The organism is Gordonia asplenii (genome assembly GCF_012933505.1).
Classification (GTDB): Bacteria; Actinomycetota; Actinomycetes; order Mycobacteriales; family Mycobacteriaceae; genus Gordonia; species Gordonia asplenii.
In genome coordinates this window covers 1-387 of sequence record NZ_JABBNB010000110.1, presented here as the reverse complement: position 1 = coordinate 387, position 387 = coordinate 1, and the positions used below count along the sequence as shown (strand labels likewise).

Here is a 387-nt window from a genome sequence, read left to right as displayed (position 1 = left end):
AACGGTATTCGGGTCGGTGGCCTCAGATCCGACGGTGTCGCGACTGATCTCGGCGTTGGCCGCTGATGCCCCGGCGGCCTTGACGGCGATCAACACGGCCCGCGCCGCAGCCCGAGCCGCGTGCTGGTCGCTCGCCGATAGCGTTGCTCCCGATCATGACGCCAGCGTTGCTGCACCGCTGATCATCGACCTCGACGCCACCTTGGTGACCGCACACTCTGAGAAGCAGGACGCGGCACCAACCTACAAGCATGGCTTCGGATTTCACCCGTTGTGCGCGTTCGTCGACCACGGCAGCCAGGGCACCGGCGAACCCCTGGCGACCCTGCTGCGGCCGGGCAACGCTGGCGCCAACACCGCCGTAGACCACATCACGGTCACCGCCGC

Annotated in this window: 1 protein-coding gene; it reads left to right on the top strand. The window is 67.7% G+C overall.

Features of this window, described 5'->3' with window-relative positions; translation table 11 throughout:
• The coding region (locus HH308_RS29400; protein ID WP_211188990.1) for a transposase at window positions 1-387 on the top strand (387 nt) is incomplete at both ends.